The organism is Xenorhabdus stockiae (assembly GCF_002632825.1).
Lineage (GTDB): Bacteria > Pseudomonadota > Gammaproteobacteria > Enterobacterales > Enterobacteriaceae > Xenorhabdus > Xenorhabdus stockiae.
On record NZ_NJAJ01000007.1, the window covers coordinates 83,026 to 106,560 of the forward strand.

Here is a 23,535-nt window from a genome sequence, read left to right on the forward strand (position 1 = left end):
GGGGAATATGAAAGGTTCCGAGTGGCAAATGCTTGCGGGGCCTGTCCTGATCCTCATGATCCTGTCGATGATGGTACTACCGTTACCACCATTCTTGCTCGATCTCCTGTTCACATTCAACATTGCACTTTCCATCATGGTCTTGCTGGTAGCGATGTTTACACGTCGGACACTGGATTTTGCTGCTTTTCCGACGATCCTACTGTTTTCGACTTTATTGCGTCTGTCACTGAACGTAGCTTCTACGCGTATCATTCTGATGGAAGGACATACCGGATCAGCGGCGGCAGGGCAGGTGGTAGAAGCCTTCGGCCACTTTCTTGTCGGTGGTAACTTTGCCATTGGTATTGTTGTGTTTGTCATTCTTATCCTGATTAACTTTATGGTCATCACCAAAGGTGCGGGGCGTATCGCCGAAGTCGGTGCACGCTTTGTACTTGATGGAATGCCCGGCAAACAGATGGCGATTGATGCTGATTTGAATGCCGGATTGATTGGTGAAGATGAAGCGAAAAAACGCCGTGCAGAAGTGACACAAGAAGCCGATTTCTACGGTTCAATGGATGGTGCGAGTAAATTCGTGCGTGGAGATGCCATTGCCGGATTAATGATTCTGGTGATCAATATCATCGGTGGCTTAATTGTTGGTGTTGCCCAGCACAATATGAGCTTGGGTGATGCTGCCGAAGCCTATACATTGCTGACCATTGGTGACGGCTTGGTTGCACAGTTACCGGCGCTGATCATCTCTACCGCTGCGGGTGTTATCGTTACCCGTGTAGCGACTGACGAAGATGTTGGTCAGCAGATGGTGACTCAGCTTTTCAACAATCCTAAAGTTTTAATGTTGAGTGCGGGTGTATTAGGTTTACTGGGTTTAGTTCCGGGAATGCCTAACTTTGTCTTCTTGTTGTTCACTGCTGCATTAGCGGGAGTCGGTTACTTCCTGCTACGTAAGGATAAAGATCCGCTTACGGCACAACATGAAGAGATGAAAGCGGTGGAAGAGCAACAGCAAACCGCTGAAGCTTCATGGTCTGATGTCCAGTTGGAAGACCCACTGGGAATGGAAGTCGGTTATCGCTTGATCCCGATGGTTGATTTTCGTCAGAATGGCGAGTTACTTGGCCGTATCAGTGGTATCCGAAAAAAATTCGCACAGGAAGTGGGTTATTTACCACCTGTCGTCCATATTCGTGACAACCTTGAACTTGCCCCTGCAAGCTACCGCATCATGATGAAAGGGGTAGAGATTGGTCGTGGTGAAGCCCATCCGGGACGTTGGTTGGCCATTAATCCGGGCGGAGCAGTCGGTGATTTACAGGGTGATCTGACAAAAGATCCTGCTTTCGGTTTACCTGCTGTCTGGATTGATGACAGTTTAAGGGAACAGGCTCAGGTACAGGGTTATACCGTGGTGGCGGCAAGTACGGTTGTGGCGACACATCTTAACCATTTATTGTCTCAGCACTCCAGTGAGCTGTTCGGCAGGCATGAAGCACAGCAACTGTTCGAACGAGTGAGTCAGGAAATGCCGAAACTGACAGAAAACTTTATCCCTGATGTTGTCAGTCTGACGACCTTACATAAGGTTCTGCAAAATCTGTTGTCGGAACAAGTACCAATCCGTGATATGCGAACCATTATTGAAACGCTGGCGGAACATGCACCGGTACAGACTGACCCTTACGAGCTGACAGCTGCCATCCGAATTTCATTGGGTAGAGCAATTGCTCAGCAATGGTTCCCTGGCGTGGATGAAATTAAAGTGATTGGTCTGGATGCAAACCTTGAGCGTATTCTTCTTCAGGCATTGCAGGGCGGTGGCGGACTGGAGCCGGGACTGGCTGAAAGTCTGGAGCGTCAGGCGGCAGAAGCACTGGAGCGTCAGGAAATGCTGGGAGCACCACCGGTACTGTTGGTCAATCATGCGCTGCGCCCATTACTGTCACGTTTCCTGCGTCGTATACTGCCTCGATTGGTTGTACTTTCTAATCTTGAAATTACCGATAATCGCCAAATAAGAATGACAGCGACAATTGGTGGTGCTAGATAATCTCACTTCTTAATTTACGGTAAACCTCATGATTTTAAATGGGGTTTATCTATCATTATTTTATTTCTACTGTCCTATTTCTCCTTTTATTCATAATATACCTGATATACCATGGATTATTAGAATTAACTACATTCATGTTTTTTAATTAAATAATCAATTAAGTTATGGTAATAAAGGATAATATGTTTTCATATAAAGAAAATCCGATTCGAGCATTTTACACCGAACAATATATTCGGGTATATCAGGCATTTTCAGATTCAATTGCCGATAGCGCTATACAAAATAATACTTTTGTTTCTCCCCCTTTTAGTATGACACGCATGACATGGATCAAACCCTCATTCTTATGGATGATGTACCGATCCGGCTGGGGGATGAAAGACGAGGGGCAAAAACGCATTTTAGCAATTGACATTACCCATGAAGGATTCCGGGAAATTATCCAGCAAGGTGTTATTAGCCACTATCATTCTGAATTCTCTGATTCAAGAGATGTCTGGAAAAAGAAAGTACAACACAGTGATGTTGTTATTCAGTGGGATCCAGAAAGGGATATCTCATTGAACAAATTAGAGCAGAGGACAATCCAAATCGGATTGCGAAATCAGGCTGTTGAAAACTATGTTAATCATTGGATTAGTAATATCACGGATATCACCGACACAGTACATCATATCCATGAATTGGTAAAAAATAATCAGTTGGATTTAGCCAAAGATTTATTACCGGAAGAAAGAATTTATATTGGGCAATAAAGATAAATTTTTCCACAAAAGTGGATCATAAGGAATAGAAGAAATCTATGGAAACTAAATATAAAATTCTTTTAGGATTAGTGGCATTTGTTGGAGTTTTATTTCTTTTTGGTGCATTTCATTCTGCTAAATCGACAGTAGTGCTTACGTTGGATGGGGTGAAAACAACAGGGGTTGTTACAAAATTAGAGTTACATATCTCAAATTCAAATAAGTCTAAAGGAAAAAAAGAGAGCAAATATTATCATCCGGTTATAAACTTTACAACCGAAGAAGGTAAAGAAGTTCAATTTACCTCCTCTTCCGGAAGTAATCCAGCCAGTTATAAAATTGGTGAAAAATTAGAGATTATCTATTTGAAAGATAATCCTGCTAATGCTCAATTAAATAACTTTTCTAGCCTTTATGGTATTACTCTTATTTTTTCACTCTTTGGGTTTTTATTTTCTCTAATAGGCTTTTTCCCTCTGTTTAGAGCACGAAAAAGCAAAACAGTAAAACTATCGAAAAGAAGTAAGATCGTATCTTAATGTAATGAAAAGATTAGAAAATGCATCAAATTCAAAAGGCGCGAAAAGCGCCTTCTTTTTTATTATTTCTTTTTCTCTACCTGAAGGAATGGCATAGGAGCACCGCTGCCTAAATATTGAGGCATTACGCCATCCCATTTATTTACGGCTTCCAGTTGCAAAACTTCTGGGTTTTTACGGAGAGCTTCACCACGTAATGCGATAGCATCAGCTTCAGCCAGAGCTTTTAACCTGATGGACTCCGCTTGGCCGCGAGCCTCTTCAATCATTTTATCAGCTTCTGCCTTAGAGCGCTCAACCTCATTTTTACGCATTTGCGCTTCTTGGACCGCTCTGTTTTTCTTATTGATTGCATCAATCACTTCATTTGGATAATCCATTTTACCAAGCCAGCTGACTTTCTGAATTTCAATACCTACAGGCTCTAATTGTTTACGCAAGTCAGTTGTTACTGACTCCAGTAATTGAGTTTTTCCACCGGAAGATAATTTATCAATATCCATTTTTGAGCCATGATTGATTAAAGAGTCAGCAATCAATTGGCGAATATTGCTATCTGTAATTTCTTTAACACCGGCTCGATATGTCTTAAATACCTCAATGACTTTTTCTTCCACAACGCGATATTCTATGCCAACAGATGCGCTGACAGACATAGAATCAGATGTTTGAAACAAAAACGGATCTTGATATTGATGTAATTGCTTAAACAGAGGGAACAAATAAACTTCCTCGTTCCAACTTAGCCAATATTTCCCTGTACCTAACTTTTCGTTTTGTACTCCCTTATCTGAACCATACAAATCGACTTTGATCCCTACATTTCCGGCGGGTACCTTCGCCCGCTCACAGCCAGCCAATCCGACCGCAATAAGTGAAACTAATATTGTTTTAATAAATCCCTTTCTAATACTCATTTATTTTTACTCCATTTTATTAGTTTTTTGATGGTGAAATAGAGGATAGCAGGCACCACAAATAAAATAATGATAATTGCTATAACTACAGATAAATCACTTTTAGCTGAAAATAGTGTTGGAGCGACACCAAAGACTAAAAATAAGGATAATAATAGACTTGTAGTTATTAATAGATATTGCTTCATATTAATCTTCTCCATGATTAAGCGACTATATTTTTATACTTTTTTATCAATAAGTAAATGGAAAAGTTAAATCCAGCTTATGTCATTCTTTTAATTTAAAAGAAATAGGGTTTAAAAATTAAAGAAGCAACGTTAGAGAGACAGACTTGATTGACCTTGAACATAAATACCTAATGTCTTTGTCGGGCTACCCACGGCACCATGAAAATAGCTATTGCAGCAATACCAGCTGCCACATAGCCGATATTGATTAATCCCCACTCAGAAATCACTAACCCGCCAATGATTGCACCTAAACCAGTAAGTTACTCAGTCGCTTTATGTTTTCATTAATTTCGGCGGGAGTATGAGCAGCGTAGCCGAAAAGAAGCGCTTTATCAGAAAAGGAGTGAATACAGTAACGTGATAATGGTTGAGCACCTAAACCTAATTGTCTGCATTTTGTAATAATCTCTTTTTCGGTAAAACCGTCCTTTAACCGGCATACCATATGGATACCCGAATCAGTGATATTCACATCGAAAACATGGGAAAGGTATCTGTTTATGGCATTAAATAACGCGGTTTGTCTTTCATAACATACTTTTCTGACCCGACGTACATGGCGCGCATAATGGCCTTCTTGTATGAAATGAGCTAATACTACCTGTTCCAGATAACCGGAGAGAGTATCGTTGTAGTATTTCATCATCGTGAACACATCAATTAATGGTTCAGGAACGACTAAAAACCCAATGCGTAAACCGGGATACAGCATTTTTGAGAAGGTGCCTGCGTAAATGACCCGATGGGTGGTATCCAATCCTTGCAGTGCCTGAATGGGCTTAGAAAAATAGCGGTACTCACTATTATAGTCGTCTTCAAAAATCCATGCATTGTGTTGATTAGCCCAGTCAAGAAGTGCTAAACGCCGTGATAGTGCCAATGTAGTTCCTAACGGAAACTGGTGGGAAGGAGAGGTATAAACTAACCTTGCATCGGAATGATTGGCTGCACCATAAGCAATATCCATTCCTTGTTCATCGGAAGGAATAGGGGCGATTTGTGCGCCCATCGAGGTGAATATGGCTCTGGCACTGTCATAACCGGGGTCATCTAACCAGACTTTATCATCAGGTTGTAATAATACCCGGGCAGCTAAATTGATTGCCTGCTGAGTACCGTTAACAATAATAATTTGATCTTCGCGGCAATTTACACCACGGGTTGAATGAACATAATCAGCCAGCACTTTTTTTAGTAGTGGATAGCCATCAGGTCGGTTAAATTGCCCGATTGTTTTTTTAGAGTGACGCCAGACTCTGCCGATTAACCGCCCCCATAATTCATGAGGAAATTGATCCACACAACCGACACCGATGTTAAATATAGGGTATTGGTCGCTCATTAGTTTTATTTTTTCCCAGAAAGGCATCAACCTATTTGCAGTAGCGCTCAGGTCTGGTGCTGAAATCATTTTTCTTTTCGGGTAATCAGGAGGAGGATTTGTAGTGACCAACTCATACGGGATTGTGGTTGACACATAGGTTCCTGAACCTTTACGTGCTATCAAATATCCTTCATCGATCAGGCGCTCAAAACCGGCAATTACGGAGTTGCGTGAAATTGCCATCATTTCAGCCAGCGCTCTTGTGGATGGGATCTTGGTATTTTCGGTGAGCCGACCATCAAGAATAGCATTCCTTATCGTGTGGTAAACCTGATCCTTAATGTAGCCATTGTTTAAGAGTAAATGCGGAAACGGGGATTGTGGTTTGCACACCATGATAAAGTGGATCCTTAAATAATAATAAAAGTGTATCTTATTAAGTACCAAATGGAATTGTAATATTGCTCCGTCATTTCGTCATTATGATTTTTACGAGAAAAATCAAATAGGATGGCTTTTATTTGAGAGGAGTTATCATGAACAATAATTTATTACCGGTTACTATTGAATTTGTTTTTCCTGAACATTATTCGCAATGGCTGGTTTATTGGCAGGCATATCAGGATTTTTATAAAGTTGATTTAGCTAAAAACATTACTGAAAAGACGTGGGCCAGATTTTTTGATGTAAAAGAACCCATGCACTGTGTGGTCGCATTAGAGAGTGGTAAAATTCTTGGCTTTGTTCATTATCTTTATCACCGTGCTACATGGTCTGAAACTGATTTTTGTTACCTTGAAGATCTCTTTGTTTCACCCGAGTTCAGAGGGCGTCATATCGGTAAAAAGCTGATTGAATTTGTCCAGCATGAAGCACAAAAACAACATTGTGGGCGGTTATACTGGCATACTCATGAAACGAATCTACGTGGTCAGCGCCTTTATAACTGGGTAGCTGAAAAGTCAGGCATGATTGAATATCGTATGTCATTATAATTGGTTTGTGTTAAAGAAATATGCCGATCTTCAGGATCGGTATTTTTCTTTAACAAAAGAAAAATAATTTAATGCTTTAATACTTCAATTTATTTCCAGTTTAACTCTATGCTATTAGTTATAATATCCAGAATAACATCTTGTTGTAATAATATGTTAGTCGTTTTTCAGATAAATAAAGAGACACATCCATTTAAGCTAAACCTAAATTATCGTTCCACAACTTTCATTTATGATTAATTTTTATCTTGCATTAATTTTTATTTAATGATTCTGATTTGTTCGTAGAATTATTTTTAATTATTATTAAATGTTATTTAAGTACTGCAAAAATAAATTAATTAATTAAATTTGCTTAAAAAGCAATTTGCATTATTAGCAATGTACTCAATATGGCTTTTTCGGCACGATAAATATTGGTATAAGAATAATATATTTAACTAAATAAATTTTCAAAATGACTGATGTTTTCATTTTGCGGCGGTAGCTTTATCTGAATATATCTCTTTCCATTCTATTTTAATATAACCATTCTTATTTTAAGAGAGGCTATTATGTCCACAAGCACATCTCAAATTGCTGTTGAATATCCTATTCCTTCTTATCGCTTCGTTGTTTCTATTGGGGATGACCACATTCCATTTAATAGTGTTTCCGGATTGGATATTCAATATGAAACTATTGAATATCGCGATGGTATTGGTAATTACTATAAAATGCCCGGTCAACAGAAAGCTATTAATATTACTCTGCGTAAAGGTATTTTTCCCGGTAAAACAGAATTATTTGACTGGATTAATTCAATTCAACTTAACCAAGTTGAGAAAAAAGATATTACCATTAGTTTAACCAATGATGCAGGTACTGAATTATTAATGACCTGGAATGTCGCCAATTGTTTTCCGACTTCATTGACGGCACCTTCCTTTGATGCCACCAGCAATGATATAGCTGTTCAGGAAATTACACTAATGGCCGATCGTGTAACTGTGCAAGCTGTTTGAAACACTGATAATTAATTATTTGGCATAAGGAACTTTTTATGGTAATTCAAACCAGTTATCCTGGCGTTTATATTGAAGAATTAAATAGCCTGTCTTTATCTATCTCCAATAGTCCCACTGCTGTTCCTGTATTTGCAGTGAATAAAGATAATAAAATTATTATTGCCGAAAAGACTGCATTCCGAATTAATTCCTGGATAGAGTACCTTAATAAGGTATCAAATAAATTTGACGCAGAAGATAAATTAGCAGTTTCTCTGCGGGCTTATTTTACCAATGGTGGAGGTTATTGTTATCTCATCAAAACTTCAGATTTAGAAAAAGTAATCCCAACCTTAGATGATGTCACTTTGCTGGTTGCTGCGGGTGAAGATATTAAAACAGCAGTAGATAATTTATGTAAGCCGGGAAAAGGGCTATTTGCTATTTTTGATGGACCTGAAGGAAAGTTGACTCCCAATAATGCGAAATACACGCCCACGGAGTTTGCCGCAGTCTATTATCCGTGGCTGGAAGTTGATTGGGCAAAAATACCTATTCCACCCAGTGCCGCTATAGCAGGAGTATATGCCTCCGTTGATTTATCACGCGGAGTGTGGAAAGCACCGGCCAATATTTCTTTGAAAGGAGGCTTAACCCCTAAGTTTTTAGTTACAGATGATGAACAAGGTCAATATACCTCCGGTAGCGCTATCAATATGATTAGGAATTTCAGTAATACGGGTACTACCGTTTGGGGGGCAAGAACGCTGAAAGACGATGATAATTGGCGTTATGTCTCTGTGCGTCGTTTATTCAATACTGTCGAGCGAGATGTTAAGCGCGCCATGAGTTTTGCTGTATTTGAACCTAACAGCCAACCAACGTGGGAACGTGTCAGAGCGGCAATCAGCAATTACCTTCATAATCTGTGGCAACAGGGCGGCTTGGCGGGCAGCAAAGAAGAGGAAGCTTATTTCGTTCAGATTGGCAAGGGAATTACGATGACAGAAGACCAAATTAATCAGGGACAAATGGTAGTTAAAGTCGGTCTGGCTGCTGTTCGACCTGCGGAATTTATCATCCTCCAATTTACGCAAGATATAGAACAGCGTTAATCATATTGATTGATGAGGAATTATCATGCCAGTCACTCTCAAAAGCCCCGGTGTTTATATTGAAGAAGATGCTTCCGTTGCATTGTCGGTCAGTAATAGCCCGACTGCTGTACCTGTTTTTATCGGTAAGTTTACCCTAAACACGGTAAAGCCAATTCCAGTAAAGTCAACTCCAGTAAAGCTAATCCTATCCTGTATCCGTATCAATAATTGGCTTGAATTTACTTCCGCTTTTTCTTTGGCACCCAGAACAGAGGTTTTAATTAAATCTTCACCTCCGAAAAATGAAGGAAAAATATCGACAAGTGCTGAAGGACACATATTTTCTCAGGATGAAGATAAACCCAAATGGACTCACGACATTCAATCAATCACATTATCCCCCACCATAACAGCCTTACAATTATACTTTCAAAATGGGGGTGGGGCTTGTTATATCTGCCCATTAAATGATGCTAACGATGAATCAGTTTTGGCAACTATTCCGGAACTGATTGAGCAACAAGGGGATATCACTCTATTGGTTTGTCCGGAAGATGATGCGGATTATAAAAAGAGTGTTTACACGGCTGTAACGCCACTATTGAGTGGTAACAAAGTAGGTTATTTCCTGATAACTGATAGCCCAAATGGTGATCAATTAGATAGCGTTGGAAATACTTCTAAGGCTGCCACCTATTATCCTAATTTGAAAACGGACTTGAAATTTCTTTTGCCCGACGATGAAGGCATTATTATTAACGGATATCAAAATGGAACGGATGGAAATCCCCCTAAAAATCTGAAAGAACTTAAGGGGATAGATAACGAATTTGCACAAAGAATTGTGTCCCAATTAAAGGAGAAAGAGCAGAATACGATTGTTCCACCTAGTGCCGTCATTGCCGGAATTTATTGTCAAACAGATAGCCAGCGTGGTGTCTGGAAAGCCCCGGCAAATGTTGCAATTACCGGTATCAAAGGGCTGACAGATATAGTTGATGATGCTCGGCAAGGTGACATGAATGATAAAGGCGTTAATGTTATCCGATCATTTACAGGCCGTGGTTTTATGGTTTGGGGAGCCCGTACTTGCACAGAGGTTAACGACACCAACTGGCGCTACATTCCTGTCCGTCGCCTGTTCAATTCCGTTGAACGTGATATCCGTCAGGCACTGCGGGCTGTGTTATTTGAAACCAATAATCAACCAATCTGGATGCGTGTCAAGGCTGCCGTTGATCACTATCTTTATGCCATCTGGCAAAAGAATGCCCTGATGGGCAACACCCCGGAAGAAGCTTATTTCGTTCAAATTGGTCAGGGTATCACCATGTCTGATACGGATATCAAACAAGGCAAAATGATCATGAAAGTGGGTCTGGCGGCAGTTCGGCCGGCTGAGTTTATCGTCCTGCAATTTACACAGGATGTCATGCAGTAATCTCCGCGATTAAATATAAGGCACTGTATTGACAGTGCCTATCTCACCCAATTAAAGGAGATAATGATGGAAAGAATTCAACCGGGCGTCATCTTGACAGAAAGGAGCATCAAGAGGGGGCAGGAAATACCCAGTGCAGTGCCTGTATTTATTGGCTATACCCGGAAGTATCAACAGGAAAAAAAAATATTTCGAGTCAGTGATATGGAGGAATATATCCAACAATTTGGTGATGGTTACCTGATGGCATGGGCGATCAGGCACTATTTTGATAATGGTGGGCAACAGGCATTTGTTTTACCGTTGGAAGAAAATATCCCCTCGGAAAATATCATCCAAACGAAAGCGGAATCCCTGATGGCAGAATTAAGCTCCGATACCGTGAGAGAAGCTATTTCGGGGGAAAGGCAAATTACTTTGATTCTGGCACCTGATGTTGCGCGTTTGAACAACAGTAATGTTCAGGATTTAGTGGGGTTATGGCTACAAAGTTGGAATACTCTGCTGGAATTAAGTCAAATCCGACCTAATCTTTTTGTTTTGTTGGATGCACCGGATGATGTTGAACAAGCACAGGGTTGTTTAAACAGGTTTTCATCAGCATATCGCCAATGGGGAGCCGCATATTGGCCTCGTCTGGAAACGACTTATCCGGATACTGCCAATTCCAAAAATATCGTTGTATCTCCCACGGCAGCCATCGCGGCACTTATCCAGCGTACAGATAACAATATTGGTGTGTGGAAAGCACCCGCTAATGTCGCATTGTCTCAGGTTATTCGACCAGTAATATCCTATCTTCAGGGGAATACTCTGTTTAACGAATCAGGCACTTCACTCAATATCATTCGTACTTTTCCCGGTAAAGGTGTACGTGTATGGGGATGTCGTACACTGGAAAACACAGATAACACTCCGTGGCGTTACCTACAGACCCGCCGTTTGGTCTCTTATGTTATTGCTCATTTGACGCAATTGGCTCGCATGTACCTTTTTGAACCCAATAGTGAACTGACATGGATGAAATGTAAGGGGCAAAGTTATAACTGGCTGCGACAACTATGGTTACAGGGGGGATTGTATGGCTCACAGGAAGATGAAGCTTTTACTGTTCAGCTAGGGATAAACGAAACCATGACTGATAAAGATATCAGGGCGGGAAAAATGATTATGAAAGTCGCTTTAGCTGCTTTGTCCCCCGCTGAATTTATTGAGATTAGTCTGGTTTTTGATACCCAAACAGGCACGCTTCTCTCTTAATAAGGAAAGAACACGATGAATGATTATCATACACCTGTGGTATCTCACCGTTTTATGGCGAGTTTTATTTTCAACGGTATTCCTGACCCGTTGGATATCCGCTTTCAACGCATTTCGGGTTTAAGTAGGGAGCTTCAGGTCACTCAGCACAGCCAGGGTGGCGAAAACGCCCGCAATAATTATCTGGCCGAAAAGATCCAACACGGCACATTGACGTTGGAACGTGGTGTGATGACCGTTTCCCCTTTGACGCTGATGTTTGATCGTGTATTGCGTGGTGAAAAAATCGCTTATGCAGATGTGGTGATTATATTGTTAAACGAACACTCACTGCCTTTAGCCAGTTGGACACTGAGCAATGCCTTACCTGTGAGCTGGCAAACCAGCGACTTTGACGCAAGCAGTAATGCCATTTTGGTAAATACCCTTGAGTTGCGTTATCAGGATATGTGTTGGCTGGGAGTCAAATTATGACAATTGAAATCAGAGAATTAATTATTCAGGCAAAAGTGGTGTCATCAACGCAAACTACAAGGCCTGATCAGAAAGACCATTCTTTGATTCAGGAACACTTGGATCAGGCAGCTTTGGTTGAAACTATTAAACGTGAAGTGTTAGCTGCATTACGTGATGAAGAAGGGTGGCGACCATGAGTTTAATTGAGCGAGGTTTGGCGAAGCTAACTATCAGTGCTTTCAAAGATAGAGAAGGAAAAACAAAGATTGGTTCTATACAGGCTAGATACAATCCAGACTCACTGCAATTGGATTACCAGACAAGTTACCAGAAAAGCGAAAGTATTAATAACGACTGTGAATCCAGTGGGTACACAGGTAGCGGTTTGCCAACATTATCTATTGATCTGATTTTTGATGCCACAATGCCGGATAACAACACCCCCATTGAAACGCAGCTAATACAACTTAAGCGATTATGTAGTATAGATGCTGCCAGTCATGAACCGGCATTTCTGCAAATTAAATGGGGAAAGATGCGTTGGGAAAACCGTGGTTATTTTTCTGGCAGAGCGACAGGGTTGTCTATTAACTACACCTTGTTTGACCGTGATGCGACTCCCTTGCGGGTAACAGCGACACTGACATTGGTGGCGGATAAGAGCCTGGTATTGCAGGAAACAGAACAAAAACTGAGGTCTCCATCGAAAATTGCCATGCGAATACAGGATGGTGTTTCGTTGGCACTGATGGCATCCAGTACAGCCTCAACATTTTCCAGTGGTATTGATTACCTGACACTGGCCTGGCAAAACGGTCTGGATAACCTCAACGGGTTTGTACCGGGTGAAATATTGCATGCCACCAAAGGAGATGATTCATGAGTCATCAGGTGAACATCATTGCGGACGGTAAGGTATTGTCACTGTTGGCGGCTGTTGATGTGGATACTTATCATCGTATTAACAGTATTCCCTCAGCAACATTGAAACTCAGTTTGCCGGGTAGATCATTTTCCTCATTAGATCAGTCAGATGTACAGAGAGAGCTGGCTTATTGTCAGGCAGGAAAAACCTTGCGTCTGGAATTGATTAGCGGAGGCAGGAAATCAGTTCTGTTTAATGGGCTTATCACCCGCCATATTTTGAAGATCAAAAATAAACAATTGCTGCTGACTCTGGTCATTAAGCATCGTTTGCAATTAATGGCAGATACACAGCATTCGCAGTTATTTAAGGCAAGTAATGAGAAAACAATCTTTAATGTTTTGCTGAATCAGGCGGGTATTAAGGCTCAATTTGGGCAAACTGCTGCGTTAGATCAACAGCATGAACAAATGGTGCAATTTCGCTGTTCAGATTGGTATTTTTTGTTGTGCCGTTTATCCGCTACCGGGGTTTGGCTCTTACCGACAACAGAAGGTGTGAGTTTTGCCCAACCTGATGCCCTCAAAGCTAATCTAACCCATATCCTTAAAAGCCACGGGAGCTGCGAAAAGGATATCGTTATCAAAGAGGCTAATTGGCAGTTTGATAACCACCTTAACCCGGCGTCATTGGAAATCAGCGGTTGGGATATCACGAAACAACAGGCACTATCAGGTGGTCGCTACAACAATGTTGCCGTGGGAAAAGCAGCTCTCTCTCCTGATCAGCTCATACCGTTAAATAAAGCAGGTTGGGAAGTTCTCTACAGTAGTCCATTACCGCTGCAAGAAAGTGGTGCTCTGGCGAAAGGGTTGTTGTTGAATCAGCGTATTTCTGGAGTGACTGGTGAATTTATCGTTAAAGGCAATGAAAATTATCAATTAGGGGAAAATATTCAACTGACAGGGTTCGGTTCGCATCTCAGTGGTACAGCGAGTATTACGGCAGTTCGCCACCGTCTTAACCGGCGAATAGGTTGGGAAACCAGCCTGAGCATTGGCTTACCGTCGGAACATTTGCCGACTGTGCCTGATGCTACTGAACTGCATGTTGCTGTTGTTGCGCAATACCAACAGGACAAAGCCGCTCTGAATCGCATTCCCATTATTCTGCCCGTGTTGAATCGTCCGCATGAATTTTTGTGGGCCAGGCTGGGGAAACCTTATGCCAGTCACGAGAGCGGTTTTTGTTTCTACCCGGAACCCGGTGATGAAGTGATTGTCGGATTTTTTGAAAATGATCCGCGTTATCCGGTCATTCTGGGGGCAATGCATAACCCGAAAAATAAAGCGCCTTTAGAATTCACGCAGGATAACTGGCAAAAAGTTCTGGTAGTGAAAAAAGGAGAAAGCCAGCAACAGATTACAATTGATGGCAAAGAGAAAATTATTCAAATAAATGCGGGAGAAAACCAAATAACGCTCCAGCAGGATAAAGATATTTCTTTGTCAACGGAAAAAGAGTTAACACTGAAAGCTCAGACTATGAATGCCCAGATGGAGCAGTCGCTGAATTTATCCGGTAAAGACAGCGTGGAAATCAAAGGCAATAAAATTAACCTTAGCCGATAAAAGGTAAATAATGGAAAATCAAATACTCACACAACTTTATGGTCGTGGCTGGGCTTTTCCTCCTGACTTTTCCCTCGAAAAAGGCGTAGAGATGGCTGAAGGTGCAAACGATGTACGTCAAAGTTTGCATATTCTCTTCAGCACTGAACCCGGTGAACGTTTGATGCGTGAAAATTATGGCAGCGGCTTAAATGATTTTATGTTTGAGAATATGCGTAATGAGTTATTTGCAGAAATTGAAACCCGCATTCATGACAGTATATTACGCTATGAGCCGAGGGCAGATATTACCGATATTCAGGTCAACCAAGCACCCAATAAGAAAAATACTTTGCAGGTGCATGTGATGTATCGTCTTCGGGGCAGCGATATTAATCAGAATATTCAGGGCACACTGGCGTTGAGCGAAGGTGGAAAAATGGAGGTTATATGAGCGAAGCCATTGTTACAGATGGTGACATACTGCAATTTAGCCCCCAATTTGGGGAACGGACAGTGATAATTCCCAGTCCGAACCAAATAAAAGGGACAGGACATGCGCAAATAAATGGCAAGAAAGTTTGTATATTGAAGGATGCTGAATCAGTAAGTATTACTGCAAACTATTTTACCCCCATATATAAAATGCCGGGAAAGGGAACCATTACTATCACTTTAAATGAAAACCAGAAAGCCTATTATTGTACTAGTGATGGACCTTTAATTATCAAAGGACTACAGTTTATAGCCACATTTCAACCTAGTGAACCAGCCAAAGAAGTAAGTACATTAACACCAGATCCAAATTTTTTAACTCCTTCATCTGGGACAGGAAGCTTTAATACTCAACAAACTTTTTCTACCGTCAATTAAAAGGTGTGAATAATTCTTTATTCACAGAGTAATCGCTGTGTTATATGGGTGATACTATGGAATTAACCGAGTTAAATAAAAAATTGTTGAACTTGGTGCCAAAAAGCGATTTTAAATTAGAGAATCGAACCAGTTTACAATTACTAAAATATATCGAAGAATACGCCAAAATAATTCCATTCAATGGAAACTCTGCAAATAAAGAAAATAAACATTGGAATGATTTTTTCTTTATGGCGGATAATACGTCAGAGAAACTTGCCGAATTATATCAGGGAGAAAAAGAAGCTGATGGGGAATTATTACCTCAACAGGCATTTTTATTAGCAATACTGCAATTATTGGAAACACCCATTGCCTTATTCAATACGTTACCAGGTATTCATCGCTCGCTTTATTATCAGGTACTATTGGGAATATCTTTCCGTCCTGCACAACCTGATCAGGTTGCTTTATCTGTAGAATTGAATACAACTGCGACAGAGCAACTCATTATTAAAGGTACTTTATTTGAAGCAGGGCAAGATGAACAAGGTAATACCTTGCAATACGAGCTGGATGCTGATTTATTGGCAAACCGTGGTTATCTGAGTGATTTGTACTGGTTACGCCGAAAAGAAAAATCGCAATGGGTTACTGCTGCTCCCTGGGATTCACAAGCACAATCATCATTGCCATCAAAGGGAATAAGGTTATTCAGTGAAACAGTTCTGGATAAACTTGTGCGAGGTGGAATACTCATCACCTCTGGGCAATTTATGGATATGAAAGATGGTGAAAGAAAAATAACCATTACTTTTAAAGAAACAATTACGAACCAAAATATTGAGGCACAAATCAGCAGTGGTAATAAATGGCTGATTTTAAGTGTTACAGGAAAAGAAAAAGAAATTACTCTGATGTTGGTAGATAAAGATCCGGCAGTCAGTGCGCCAAAGGATTTGGATAACCTTGTTTTCAATGAGCCTGTACTTAGGTTACAGGGAAAAGACAGCGACCCATTACCTGATGTGGAAACTCTCAATGTACTAAGCAACTCCGTGGATAAAACATTATTCAAGACCTATCATCTGACCCCCTTTGGCTACAGTGATAAAGGAGTATCGCTGAGAGAGTATGATGAATCATATCGTTTCTATGATTTATATCTTGGTATTACTGATATAAAACCGGGGCAAACCTTATCACTATATTGGAAGTTAAAGTCACCGCTGCAACCTACCGCAATTTTCTGGTTTTATCTTAGCCAAGAAAATAAATGGGTTGAATTGAATAGCTGGGTTCACGATGAAACTGAGAGACTTTATCGGGATGGTACTTGGCAGGTGATATTACCCTCTGATGCATCCAGTCAGGCAACATTAATGCCAATGGGACGCTATTGGATAAAGGCGGAAATTATGTTCATCCCTCCACAGTATGATACGCAGGAGGAAAAACCGTGGCTATATGGTCTGATTAATAACGCCATGACTGCAACATTAGTGAATGTTAACAATATCAGTAGCAGCCACTTTTTAACGCCATTACCGGCAGGAAGCATTCAGCACCCGGTTGATACTATCCTTACCGTAACTTCAATCAAGCAACCCTGGGCGTCATGGGGAGGTCGTATTGCAGAATCTTACGACGCATTTTTTGAACGTGTCGCCCAACGCCTGTCTCATCGTAACCGCGCTTTAACCTGGGGTGATATAACAAAACTACTGAAAGAGCGTTATGCCAGTATTTTTGATGTTAAATATCCTCATAATGATGAACTGACCCGAATATCTGCATTAAAAATACAACCACTGACAATCATTCCGGATAACCGATACAGTGACAGTGATGATCCTTTACGTCCAGAGCTTAACACTGCACGTCGACAAGAAATGGCAGAGTGGTTACAACAAAAAGACTCTCCCTGGGCTCAGATTAATATCCTGAACCCTCAATATATTGATGTAATTATTCACTATGAGGTGATTTTTAAACTCGATGTGAACCGTGATTTTGGCTATCGCCAATTACAACTGTATCTCAGGGCTGCATATATGCCGTGGAGCATCGATAAGCAACAACCAGTGGTACTCCATAATAGCATTAACTATTACCAATTACTGGCAACCATTCAGCAACAACCTCTGGTTGAGAGAGTGACCAGTTTGACCCTGTGCCGAAAAGATTCAGACAAAGATAAAGCTTGTAACAACACTGAATCAATCGAAGCCAAAGAGAATGAGGTGTTAATTTTAGTCTGGGATAAAACCAACAGATAATCAGGCAAGCGAGGAAATAGCCATGAATGATCAAGATTTACTGTTTCATAGCGTAAAAGACGATATTCACTTTGATACTCTGTTGGAACAAGCTCATCAGGTAGTTGAACAACAAGCCGGAAAAGTGTGGAGCGATACAGCAGAACACGATCCCGGTATCACCTTTCTGGAAGGGTTTAGTTATGCTGTATCCGACTTATCTTATCGTCATACTCTTCCTCTGCAAGATTTACTGACACCAGCACCAGATAAACAGGATAAGCACGGGGGAATTTTCCCTTCTGAATTTAGCCCGGATAACATGCTGACTTGTGGGCCAATTACTCTTGATGACTATCGGAGAGCGTTATTGGATCTGCATAGTAGTGATTGGAAAAAAGAGGTATCAGGAGAGAATAAGGAGGATTTTTTATTCCGTAATGTGCAATTGGTGACTAAACCGGGAGATTTTACCTATTGGTATAATCCGGAAACAAGAGAATATAGCTTTGTAAAGCAAGAGCAAGAGCAAGAGCAAGAGCAAGAGCAAGAGCAAGAGCAAGAGCAAGAGACAATAAAAGAATTTCATTTACGGGGAAATTACTGGCTTTATCTGGAACCAACCCGTTATACGGAAAAGAATCAGGCCATTGCTATTCAACAATTGAAGGCATTTTTAACTCAAAATCGCAATATTGGTGAAGCAGTCAGTAAGATAATCTGGGTACAACCGGTTAATTTTCAGCTGCAACTGGATATTGAACTGGGTAACGATGTACATGAAACAGAGATTGCAGGTATTGTTGCTGCTATTTATAGCACGGCAGAACAATATGTGATGCCTGAGGCACACCGTTATGATACAGAGACGTTGCAAGATGCCGGAATGCATAATAGTGAAATATTCGAAGGGCCACGATTGAAACATGGCTGGATACCTGAATTACCGCCCGACCGTAATTATACACAATCCCTTTCTCTCAATCTTAGTTGTCTGGTGAATCAGCTACTTGAAATTAAAGGTGTTCAGAAGATAAATCGTTTTCAGTTGAAGAATGATTTCAATAAAAAACTAATTACACCTGTTAAACAGGATAGTTGGTCATGGATGATTAAAGAAGGCTACTATCCTCGCCTTTGGGGAGAAGACCCACTCTGTGAATTAGTAAAAACTGATGGCCCGCTGAAAGTGACCGCCAAAGGAGGGATTAGGGTTATGATTGAGAAAAGCGACATTCTAACTCATCTACCTAATTTGCCTTTGATTCAGAGTAAACCGGTAGTACTGCCTTATGGCCGACATCGGAAGGTGGGGCATTATTACCCTGTCAGCAATACCTTACCTGCTTGTTATGAATTACAGCAGTCTTTACCTGAGAGAGTTGAGAGTAAACATGCCCAACGGCTATTGTTACTTCACCAGTTTATGCTGCCATTTGAACAACTATTAGCCTCTGGCTGCAAACAGATCACCATGTTGCCCCAGTTATTGGCTTTTAAACGCAAAGGCAATGAAGTATGGGGTAATCAATGGCCATTTAAGCCGGATTCTGCCAGTGATCAAGCTCATAAAAATTATGAGTCTGAATTAAAAGCGTTGTTAAAAAAATACTCGCACGATAACACGCACGAATTAGAGATTATTAATTACTTGCTCGGCTATTTTGGTACACAACGTGCCCCGCGTACCTTCAGCACTTCCATTGATGATTTTATTACCGTGCAACAGGGCTATCTGGCTGAACAACCAACACTCGTTTACCACCGTGCTAATGTCCGAATTGACCAGATATCATCATTACAAAAACGCATTGCTGCCCGTCTGGGATTGAGCGGTGAAATTTTTAAACCCAAACCTGATCTGAGAAAATTGCCTTTTTATCTGGTAGAGCATAGAGCATTACTGCCGATTAAACCCAATAAGCAGTTTGACGATGAGCAGGTACCAAAATCGGTAACGGAAGAAAAAGACGCCCAAACCGGTAAACATTATGTCGTGATTGAGCAACAGGAAATTGATGGTCAACTGGCGCAAGGGCAATTGATCAACTTACTCATCTATGGAGACGGAGACGAGCAGGGCAGAAAGCTATTAACAATACGCGGGCAGGTAATAGTCAAAACCGAGGGAGATAAGTTTTGGCTGGATATCGCAAATAGTGTACAACTGCAACGCGATCTAAAACAGATTATAACAGCCGCAGGAGAGAGCAAACTGCGCTGGGAAAATAGCGAAATTTGGATGGAAGATATGGATTATCGTCTGGCTTACGATGATGATCAAACTTTAAACGGTAAGCCTTTACCTGAAACACAAAAGCGTCTGACCCGTACAGCGCAAACTCCCTTTCCATCGCTGATTAAAGAGGGTTATGAAATTACCCTGACTAAACAAATTAGTTTGGCATCTAAAAATTCCGCTTCCAAATCTGCAGATGCTGATTCTAAAGAAGAAGTGCCCGCAGTGCTGTATGCAAAAGTTGTCAGTTTTGATCGTATTAAAGGCACGATGATTATTGAACGTCAGGGCGGTTCCATATCAGCATTCCCTCCTAAAAAAGACGCTTGGCGATATCATTGGTATTTTTCAGATAAAGACTATGAGAACTCTGACCGTTTTTCATTTGTTATTAGCGTAGTAGTCAACTATGGGTTAATAAGTAAATTGAATAATAAATCTTATAAAGTTGATCCCTACCAATTGGAAGATTGGGTTAAAAGAACAATCCTCAGTGAATTTCCGGCCCATGTTTCTATGATTATTCATTGGATGGGATCAGAGGAATTTGAGAATTTCGGTATTAATTATCAGCGTTGGCAAAATAATGGTACTCCTTTAGGTGAGGCCGCCTATTCTATTCTTAAAAGTCTGACACTGGGTAGATTGCCTTCTGCTTTGGAAGGTATAGGTACAATGCGTATTGCTACATCAGAACAAAGAAAACAAGTTGTTGGTGAAAATGGTGATAAATGGAATAAGAATATAATAATAGATAACGAATTATTTTATGTTCCCAAATTGGATAAATAAAAACACCGAATAACTAAATAAAAATAAATTAATTTTATGGAGTTAGCCATGAAAGAAATTCGTAATGATGAAAGAGAAAAAAAACAGCCAATGTTATCCAACGCTGAAGTTATTGGGCCTAAAATAGAAGAATTACAGAACAAATTTAAAGAACAAAGTATTCCTTTGCAAGTTGATTTTTGGAATTTAATTAATATTGCTGATATTGGGCGTAAAGCTTGTGGTCAGTCACCCGATCAGTCGGAAAATAGCCAAGGACCGGGAACGGGATTAAAACTGGATGATGAAGGGCGGCTTAACTTAAAGATAGCAGAACCTTCCAGTTCGAAAGATAAAAAATTCGCGCCAGTAATATTAAAAGACGATGTTTTATCTGTAGGTCTTGGTAATGGTATTACTGTTGATTCAAACGGTATTAGCGTTGATCTTAATGAAGTACTTCCTCAAGGAATGATTATGATGTTTTCTGGAAAAGTTATTCCAGAAGGTTGGGTGCTATGTGATGGTAATAATGGTACTCCCGATCTTGTTAATAGATTTATTATGGGAGGTGTATTGGCTGACATTGAAGGACAGTCCTCAAATACATTTTCAGGTGATAAGGACAGTAAAAAATTTACGTTCGAATCAGAAAGCCAAACTGTGAATATAAAAGGAAAAACGGAAGGGCATAAATTAACTGAACAGGAAAATGCTAAACATCATCATATGCAAGGAGAAACCTATAAGTATAATTATTTTGGGCTAAATGGAAATGAAAAATATGAAAAGGACAAAGTTTTTGTTCCTGTTGGAGAAGTACAAGCTGAAATAACAAAACCCACATATTCACCTTATACGTGGGAAAGTGGTGAAGGAGAAGCACATTCTCATGATATCAATCTAACTAATCAAGGTGCACATTCTCATGATAATAATGTTACCGTACCGTATTATATTCTTGCTTTTATTATGAAAAAATAGTGATGTTTCCTTAATTAAAATTAACAGAAATAAGTATTGATCGATATTCATTGCTATACGCTTCCTCTTTCAAGTTGCCTCTTTGTTGGCTAGGCTCGCTCACCCCAGTCACATAGTTATCTATGATCCTGGGGCTCCCTTGCCGCCGCGACGCATTTTGAAATTCATTGCGTATAATTAATGAAAACTTATTCTATTTATGGAGTCGTAATTAAAGAATGACTTTATTGATTAACGGAAAAAGCAATATAATATATAAAACAATTATTTCTATTGAATCTTTAGGTTATGATGGTAAAGAAATAATGGATAGACTCTCTATTCTATTTCATAAGGAGTTATCTTTTGTTATTAAAGAGAATATTGAAAAATTAGAACATGTTGGGAATGATAATTTATTCATAGAAAAGTTAACAGTAAATTTAGGCAGCATTGATATTACTTTATTCGAGACAGAGATTCCCAGAAGGTTAGAGAGAGAATTGAAAAAAATACTAAAAAAATATGGCCATTCTGTAGAACATAATATGAGTAAGAAAATACATTCCTTTTCTTCAATAAAAGAAACTATGGTTAAATATGCTGATCATAAAAATGATAATGCTTCTCTTTCATTAAGTCATTACCATAAAAAACAGTCCCAAAAAACAGCCAATAACATGACTGATAGTATTTTTTATGAGTCTTCATTGATAAAAGAAATAGATTATTACTTACACAAAGGCAGTTGGTTATCTGATAAAAATGGGCATTACGCTACAAATATGGCGCATGTTGATAATGATGTTTGGCAACAGATTATTCATAAGCCACAACATTGGCTACCGATGTTAGCCAAACATTGTTTACAACCTGCGGCTCGTAACCGCCTGATTCAAATTTGCCACCCGGAACTGCTTGATAGGCTTTCCCGGTTATTCAGTAAAACAATAATATCCGATATTAACTCATCCGTGCAGACAATCCCCAGGGCAGCAATGGCAGCAGAAAAATTGAGTATCGCGGCAAAGAATTATCTTTATCATCAAACGTTCAATACTGATATTAAGCAGCCTACAAAAACAGGGGGCATATTAAACAATTCAACATCAACAGATCATATTTCTCAAGATAACCAGCATTCATTGAAACCTGAGTACGATAAAAATGATATGCAGACAAAAGTAGGGCAATTATTTTTACAATTAAATAAAGCTCCGACGACGTTATTATCGCAATCAGGTAAATCCACTGAAACATTACTTTCACAATCAGATAAAGATTCTCCGGCATTATTATCACAATTAAATAAAGCTCCGACGACGTTATTATCGCAAAAAGGTAAATCTTCTGAAACGTTACTTTCACAATCAAATAACGCCCCTCCAACGTTATTGGCGCAATCCGTTTTATCCGTCACCAATGCTGGTTGTATAGTCTTATGGCCATTACTTCCCACATTTTTTCGTACCTTTGGCTTATTAGATCAAAACCAATTTATTACCCCTGAAGCACAAAGAGAGGCAGTCTGTTTACTTGATTGGCTGATTTGGTCGGAAGACGAAATACCGGAATGGCGATTAACCCTCAATAAATTGCTTTGTGGCTTATCTATACAGGATAACGCGCGATGGCATACTCCAAAACCGGAACAACAAATAGCCATCAGCCAGTGGTTGGAAAAAATTATTCAACAACTGCCGGGTTGGAAAAAAATGGGAATAAATGATGCCCGATATTTATTTCTACAACGAGGCGGAGAAGTCAGCGAGCTGAATGGTTTAATCAATATCCAGATTAAATCTGAAATTTATGATGCTCTATTGAGTGAATGGTTGTGGCCAATGAATATTGCCAGTTTTAGCTGGTTAAAGAATCCTATAACAATAGAGTGGCTATAGATTGATCCGAAGAAGAA

The 23,535-nt window shown here is 40.0% G+C and carries 21 protein-coding genes; 18 read left to right on the forward strand and 3 right to left on the reverse strand.

Annotated elements, in window-relative coordinates; translation table 11 throughout:
- Positions 1-70 precede the first annotated feature (70 nt).
- From flhA to Xsto_RS04915, 3 genes are all read left to right on the forward strand, one after another.
- Positions 71-2,056 carry a flagellar biosynthesis protein FlhA gene (flhA, locus tag Xsto_RS04905; RefSeq protein WP_422646220.1) on the forward strand — a complete coding sequence of 662 codons (1,986 nt, stop codon included), beginning with the start codon at positions 71-73 and terminating at the stop codon, positions 2,054-2,056.
- Between the two features lie 185 nt (positions 2,057-2,241).
- Positions 2,242-2,817 (forward strand): DUF4291 domain-containing protein, encoded by a 576-nt coding sequence (locus Xsto_RS04910; protein WP_099124249.1) that lies wholly within the window; start codon positions 2,242-2,244, stop codon positions 2,815-2,817.
- Between the two features lie 47 nt (positions 2,818-2,864).
- Positions 2,865-3,347, forward strand: coding sequence for a DUF3592 domain-containing protein (locus Xsto_RS04915; protein WP_099124250.1), 483 nt, complete (start codon positions 2,865-2,867; stop codon positions 3,345-3,347).
- Positions 3,348-3,409: 62 nt separating this feature from the next.
- Here Xsto_RS04915 and Xsto_RS04920 read toward each other — a convergent pair whose 3' ends face one another.
- From Xsto_RS04920 to pdxR, 3 genes are all read right to left on the reverse strand, one after another.
- A complete protein-coding gene (locus tag Xsto_RS04920; protein WP_099124251.1) occupies positions 3,410-4,264 on the reverse strand; it encodes an SPFH domain-containing protein in 855 nt (284 codons plus the stop codon).
- On the reverse strand, positions 4,261-4,452 hold the full coding sequence (locus tag Xsto_RS04925; protein WP_099124252.1) for a hypothetical protein: 192 nt from the start codon (positions 4,450-4,452) through the stop codon (positions 4,261-4,263). Before Xsto_RS04925 ends, Xsto_RS04920 begins: the two co-directional genes overlap by 4 nt.
- A 292-nt stretch (positions 4,453-4,744) precedes the next feature.
- Positions 4,745-6,217 (reverse strand): MocR-like pyridoxine biosynthesis transcription factor PdxR, encoded by a 1,473-nt coding sequence (pdxR, locus tag Xsto_RS04930; protein WP_099124253.1) that lies wholly within the window; start codon positions 6,215-6,217, stop codon positions 4,745-4,747.
- A 140-nt stretch (positions 6,218-6,357) separates the two neighbouring features.
- Between pdxR and Xsto_RS04935 the strand changes: the two genes are divergently transcribed.
- The 15 genes from Xsto_RS04935 to Xsto_RS05005 all read left to right on the forward strand — a co-directional run bounded on the left by Xsto_RS04935 (position 6,358) and on the right by Xsto_RS05005 (position 23,518).
- Positions 6,358-6,816 (forward strand): GNAT family N-acetyltransferase, encoded by a 459-nt coding sequence (locus Xsto_RS04935; protein WP_099124254.1) that lies wholly within the window; start codon positions 6,358-6,360, stop codon positions 6,814-6,816.
- A 554-nt stretch (positions 6,817-7,370) separates the two neighbouring features.
- The gene (locus tag Xsto_RS04940) at positions 7,371-7,820 is read left to right on the forward strand and encodes a phage tail protein (protein WP_099124255.1); all 450 of its coding nucleotides are present in this window, start codon (positions 7,371-7,373) and stop codon (positions 7,818-7,820) included.
- Between the two features lie 38 nt (positions 7,821-7,858).
- Positions 7,859-8,917, forward strand: a complete 1,059-nt coding sequence (locus tag Xsto_RS04945; RefSeq protein ID WP_099124256.1) for a phage tail sheath family protein — start codon at positions 7,859-7,861, stop codon at positions 8,915-8,917.
- 25 nt (positions 8,918-8,942) lie between these two features.
- Complete coding sequence (locus Xsto_RS04950; protein WP_099124257.1) at positions 8,943-10,340, forward strand: phage tail sheath family protein; 1,398 nt, start codon at positions 8,943-8,945, stop codon at positions 10,338-10,340.
- A gap of 63 nt (positions 10,341-10,403) precedes the next feature.
- Positions 10,404-11,600, forward strand: coding sequence for a phage tail sheath C-terminal domain-containing protein (locus Xsto_RS04955; protein WP_099124258.1), 1,197 nt, complete (start codon positions 10,404-10,406; stop codon positions 11,598-11,600).
- A 15-nt stretch (positions 11,601-11,615) separates the two neighbouring features.
- Entirely contained in the window at positions 11,616-12,074 is a 459-nt protein-coding gene (locus Xsto_RS04960) for a phage tail protein (protein ID WP_099124259.1), read from the forward strand.
- Entirely contained in the window at positions 12,071-12,253 is a 183-nt protein-coding gene (locus tag Xsto_RS04965) for a DUF5908 family protein (protein WP_244590339.1), read from the forward strand. Before Xsto_RS04960 ends, Xsto_RS04965 begins: the two co-directional genes overlap by 4 nt.
- Positions 12,250-12,939, forward strand: a complete 690-nt coding sequence (locus tag Xsto_RS04970) for a CIS tube protein (protein ID WP_099124260.1) — start codon at positions 12,250-12,252, stop codon at positions 12,937-12,939. Before Xsto_RS04965 ends, Xsto_RS04970 begins: the two co-directional genes overlap by 4 nt.
- Positions 12,936-14,552, forward strand: coding sequence for a phage baseplate assembly protein V (locus tag Xsto_RS04975; protein WP_099124261.1), 1,617 nt, complete (start codon positions 12,936-12,938; stop codon positions 14,550-14,552). The genes Xsto_RS04970 and Xsto_RS04975 overlap by 4 nt, the downstream gene beginning before the upstream one ends.
- A gap of 10 nt (positions 14,553-14,562) precedes the next feature.
- Entirely contained in the window at positions 14,563-14,985 is a 423-nt protein-coding gene (locus Xsto_RS04980) for a GPW/gp25 family protein (protein WP_099124262.1), read from the forward strand.
- Complete coding sequence (locus tag Xsto_RS04985; RefSeq protein WP_099124263.1) at positions 14,982-15,404, forward strand: hypothetical protein; 423 nt, start codon at positions 14,982-14,984, stop codon at positions 15,402-15,404. The genes Xsto_RS04980 and Xsto_RS04985 overlap by 4 nt, the downstream gene beginning before the upstream one ends.
- A 56-nt stretch (positions 15,405-15,460) precedes the next feature.
- The gene (locus Xsto_RS04990; RefSeq protein WP_099124264.1) at positions 15,461-17,665 is read left to right on the forward strand and encodes a hypothetical protein; all 2,205 of its coding nucleotides are present in this window, start codon (positions 15,461-15,463) and stop codon (positions 17,663-17,665) included.
- 22 nt (positions 17,666-17,687) lie between these two features.
- Positions 17,688-20,675: a hypothetical protein gene (locus tag Xsto_RS04995; RefSeq protein ID WP_169926590.1), complete on the forward strand. Its 2,988-nt coding sequence runs from the start codon at positions 17,688-17,690 to the stop codon at positions 20,673-20,675.
- Between the two features lie 48 nt (positions 20,676-20,723).
- Entirely contained in the window at positions 20,724-21,638 is a 915-nt protein-coding gene (locus Xsto_RS05000; protein WP_099124266.1) for a tail fiber protein, read from the forward strand.
- A gap of 218 nt (positions 21,639-21,856) precedes the next feature.
- Positions 21,857-23,518, forward strand: a complete 1,662-nt coding sequence (locus Xsto_RS05005) for a contractile injection system tape measure protein (RefSeq protein WP_099124267.1) — start codon at positions 21,857-21,859, stop codon at positions 23,516-23,518.
- Positions 23,519-23,535 lie beyond the last annotated feature (17 nt).